3 protein-coding genes and 1 pseudogene are annotated in these 4,391 nt (G+C 55.4%); 3 read left to right on the top strand and 1 reads right to left on the bottom strand.

Going from position 1 to position 4,391, the window contains the following annotated elements; all coding sequences use genetic code 11:
• Positions 1-687 (top strand): annotated as a pseudogene (locus tag H8Q75_RS01335) (hypothetical protein); the annotation flags it as partial.
• Here the strand turns inward: H8Q75_RS01335 and H8Q75_RS01340 are convergent.
• Entirely contained in the window at positions 623-2,557 is a 1,935-nt protein-coding gene (locus H8Q75_RS01340; RefSeq protein ID WP_024125871.1) for an AarF/ABC1/UbiB kinase family protein, read from the bottom strand. The pseudogene H8Q75_RS01335 and the gene H8Q75_RS01340 sit on opposite strands and share 65 nt — an antisense overlap.
• A 62-nt stretch (positions 2,558-2,619) precedes the next feature.
• On the opposite strand from H8Q75_RS01340, the gene rfbD reads away from it, so the two are divergent.
• The gene (gene rfbD, locus H8Q75_RS01345; protein WP_024125872.1) at positions 2,620-3,513 is read left to right on the top strand and encodes a dTDP-4-dehydrorhamnose reductase; all 894 of its coding nucleotides are present in this window, start codon (positions 2,620-2,622) and stop codon (positions 3,511-3,513) included.
• A gap of 517 nt (positions 3,514-4,030) precedes the next feature.
• Positions 4,031-4,391 (top strand): winged helix-turn-helix domain-containing protein (locus H8Q75_RS01350; protein WP_297039817.1); only part of this gene is annotated, 361 nt, incomplete at its 3' end.

The following is a 4,391-nucleotide window of genomic DNA, read 5'->3' on the forward strand; positions in this document are numbered from 1 at the left end:
ACCCGCCCCTTGCCGGGCCCCAATGAAGATGTTGCCGTTGCCCCAGAACTGGTCTTACCGACTCCCGCATCCCCACCGAATGAGCCGATCGCCCGTACAACAGCGGAGGCAGCAGCCGCTTTGTCCCGTTGGTTTAATGAAACGCGGTCAACGCTGAATACGACAGATATCCAAGTGAATTTTGGGCAGCGGATTGCGGACTTTTATCCGCAGGAGGCCTGTGGCGATCGCCTACAAGGGGAAACAACGGTTGCGGTGGTAGTCACTCCCCAGGGTGAATTGCTCCCTGCAAATGCCGCTCCAGAAACGGGCTTGCTCACCCGCAATCCCCAGATTATTCGCAGCAGTGGCTCGCCGCTTTTGGATCAGGCGGCTTTAGAACAGGTACGAAAGCAAGCTTTTGAGGCTACAGGCAAATATCAGGCCCTAGCGATCACCTTTGCCTTTGAGTATCGTCCTGAGATGTGTCCGCCCGCTGCTTCACCCCCCCGCCAACAACCCACCGCGCCAGCGCCTAGCCCCTCTGAGGCTCATCAGGCTTCACCCCCAGCTGCTGAGGAAGCGACCCCTGCACCAACACCCCCCCCTCCTGGGGCAGCACCACCGGCTGTATCCCCAGAACCTAGCGGGACAGACTCGTCGTCTGTAGCGCCGGCTGCGAGTCCGCCAGCAACATCTCCCGAATAAAGCGAGCGATCGCCCGTTGCAGGAGGCCGTTGACAATGCGCTGACCCATTTGCTGCACCTCTGGGCGCACAATAATCCGCAGAATCGCAGGGATAACTTTGACCCAATCAAAACCGGGGGTATCCTGCAAAATGCTGAAAATGCGGCGCAAATGCTCTAGGGCGTTGGCTTCACTGATGATGTTGGAACTGGCCGTTGCCGGTACTGGGCGGCTGACTAGGGGTAAGAGTTGCACAAGGTTCCATTGCCCCATCGTTGTCCGTGCCCAAGTGTCGAGGCTCTTGACAATTTCATCCGCTAGGCGATCGCGATACTCGGCTCCCCGCTCCGAAAAGAGAAAATCCAAAGCCTGCTCTAGCACCACATTAAAGTCATAGTCACGACTCTCGCGGGCATTGCGCAGCAGATTTTCTAGGCGCGTCCAGCGAAATTGACCATCCTTGAGGAGAAGGTTTGTGAGACTCGTACGCAGCTCCGGGGCAGGATCCGTGAGCAGTCGCTTGGCAATGTAGGGATAGGCGGCACTGAGTACCTTAAAGTTGGGGTCAACGCCCATGGCAATCCCCTCCATGGTCAACAGCGATCGCACAATCAAGGCATAATAGGCGGGCACTTGAAAGGGATACTCATACATCACCTCTGACAGGCGATCGAAAATGCGTTGGATATTCAGTTCCGAAACACTCGCCCCCAAGGCATCCTCAAAAACTAAGGCCAAGGCTGGAATAATGGGTTCCAAATCCGTATCGGGGGTTAGGAATCCTAAATGAACATAGTCGTAGGCAAGGCTTTCGTACTCACGGTTAACAATGTGAACAATAGCATTCAATAAGCCATAGCGCTGCTCTGGGGCAATCTCGCTCATCATGCCAAAGTCGAGATAGGCCAATTTGCCGCTGGGCATGGCCAACAGATTCCCGGGATGGGGATCCGCATGGAAAAAACCATGTTCAAGCAACTGCCGTAGGGAGCACTGCACCCCCACATACACCATATAGCGCGGATCAATCCCCAGGGCCTGAATTTGCTGCAATTGGTTCAGTTTGACCCCCGTTACCCACTCCATCGTCAGCACTCGCCGCCGTGTGTATTGCCAGTAAATTTTAGGCACATAGACATCGGTGAGATGGCCATAGAGACGGGCGAAGCGTTCGGCATTTCGTCCCTCTTGGGTATAGTCCATTTCCTCAAAGAGGCGGCTGGCAAATTCATCGAGAATGGCCACTAAATCACTGCGAATCTCCTTGATCAGGCGTTTTGCCCAATAGGCCACCCCCCGCAGAATGTAAATATCCAAGGTGATACTCTCTGCCAAGCCGGGGCGCTGAACTTTAACGGCCACCTCTTCGCCACTGTGGAGTTTGCCGCGATACACCTGTCCTAACGAGGCAGCTGCAATGGGATGATCACTCAGTTCCGCAAAGAGTTCACTGGGGGGGGCGCCCAGTTCCTCCTCAATAAACTGAAAGGCCACTTCATTGGGAAAGGGTGGCAACTGATCTTGGAGTTTTGTCAATTCCTCCAGATACACCGCTGGCAATAAATCCGGACGGGTGGAGAGGGCTTGTCCCACTTTGATGTAGGCAGGGCCAAGGCGGGTTAGGGTTTCCCGCAGGGCGATCGCCCGCCGCTGTTGATTTTGTTTGCTTTGGCCTGTGACCCTGTCCCACCAACGATTAAAAAGCAGCCAAAACACCGGCCAGAGAATCCGCAACCAACGACTCAAGACCAGTAAAGGCCGCTGCCGATAGTAGGCATCGATAGCCAGCGGATCGTAGGGTTGAAAGCTCTCTGGATCATTGGGAAGGGTTTCAGCCGCGATCGCAATCTCTTGGGGCGCGGCATCGCTGGGGACAATGGCCGTATTCATGGGTAGTGGCGCAAACTCTTAAAGTATTTTAACAATCAGTTCATCACCCAGGAGTGTGGAAAATGCGGCTGGTGATTTTGGGGGCAACGGGGCAGGTGGGCTGGCAACTGGTGCGGCAGGCCCCGCCTAGCATTGAAGTGATTCCCGTGGCTCGCCAAGGTACCGCCGTAACCCTGGACCTGGAAGATGTAGATGCCATTCCTCAGTTACTGAAAACCCTTCGCCCCGATGTGGTCATCAATGCGGCGGCCTACACTGCCGTAGATCAAGCGGAACAGGAACCCGAGCGGGCCCAGCGGATTAATGGCACAGCGGTTGGCCGCTTGGCAGAAACCATGGCCGACCTAGGCGGGCTGCTGATTCACTACTCCACCGATTATGTCTTTGCCGGCACGCAGTCGCTACCCTATCGCGAAACCGATCCCCCTGCCCCCCTCAATGTCTATGGCTACAGTAAGTGGCTAGGAGAGCAGGCGATCGCCAGCCACCACCCCGCCCACCTGATTTTGCGCACCAGTTGGGTCTATGATTTGCGGGGCAAGAACTTTCTGCGGACAATGGTTCGCCTGGCCCAAACCCGTCCTTTGGTTCGGGTGGTTGCCGATCAAATCGGTACGCCCACGGCTGCTCCCTTCATTGCCCAAGTTACCTATCAACTCCTCGAGCGCTGGCAGGTGGATTCTTCCCTGAGTGGCCTCTATCACCTGACGCCCCGCGGTAGCACCAGTTGGTATGGTTTTGCTGCTAAAATTTTTGATTACCTGCGCACCCAGGGCTGTGCAGTGGCTACCCTAGAGGCAATTCCCAGCAGGGAGTATCCCACCTTGGCCCAACGACCCGCCTTTTCCCTTCTCAACTGTGGGAAGCTGGAGGCTGTTTTAGGGATGCCACTCCCCCCTTGGGAAGCGGTTCTTGAACCCCTTTTAGACCAACTAGATCCCCAATCCGTTCTCTAGGGAGTGTCACGACAACTTTTTATGTCATCGGCAGGGGAGGCAGTTCCAACAGATGCCAGATAGGCTTTGAGTCATACCTTAAAAATCTGGCCGTGATTGGCCACTTTCATGTGCAGCAATTCATAGACAATGACCTCACGGCGCAACTCGGAGGTCTAACCCAAGCGATCGATGTCGAAGGTGAGCCGACCCTGCGAGGAGCAACTGGCCCGTTTGCGCTTCATTGGGCAGCAGTGCACCTCGCGTGGGGTTGCCACCCATGTCCTGGCTCAAGCTTTCACTTTAGCCCAGAACGCAGAACCGCTTGCTCCAGCGGCAACCACTGCGGGCTGACGTCTTTTTTTCTCATGTAACGGGCCTCTACCTCAAGCCAATGTTGATGGGTGTGAGAAAGAATCTCAAAGCAATTAGCAAGGACAAGGCGTTCTTTCAGGGCAGGACGCTGACTACAAACAGTAACTATGCATCCTGTTATCATCGTGTTGACAGCCTGATGTTCTGCTAGAAAGATCGCACTATGCCCATCCCTACTTACCAAGCGCTTATGCTGCCTCTGCTCAGGTATCTTGCGGACGGTGAGCAGCAGCGTTTGCGCGACCTGATAGACCATTTAGCCCAGGAATTCTCGCTCACTGTGGAGGAGCGGAGGCAGTTGTTGCCGAGCGGCCAGCAGCCGATTTTCGACAACCGGGTTGGCTGGGCGAGAACGTACTTGAAAAAGGCTGTGTTGCTCGAAAGCCCGCGTCGGGGCTGGGTACGGATCACCCAGCGCGGGCTTGATGTGCTCAAGCAGAACCCCGAGCGCATCGACATAGATTTCCTCAAGCAGTTTGAAGAGTTCCGGGCTTTCATAGCGCAGAGCAGCACCACCACAGTAA

The sequence above is a fragment of the Thermosynechococcus sp. OHK43 genome (assembly GCF_014466085.1).
Lineage (GTDB): Bacteria > Cyanobacteriota > Cyanobacteriia > Thermosynechococcales > Thermosynechococcaceae > Thermosynechococcus.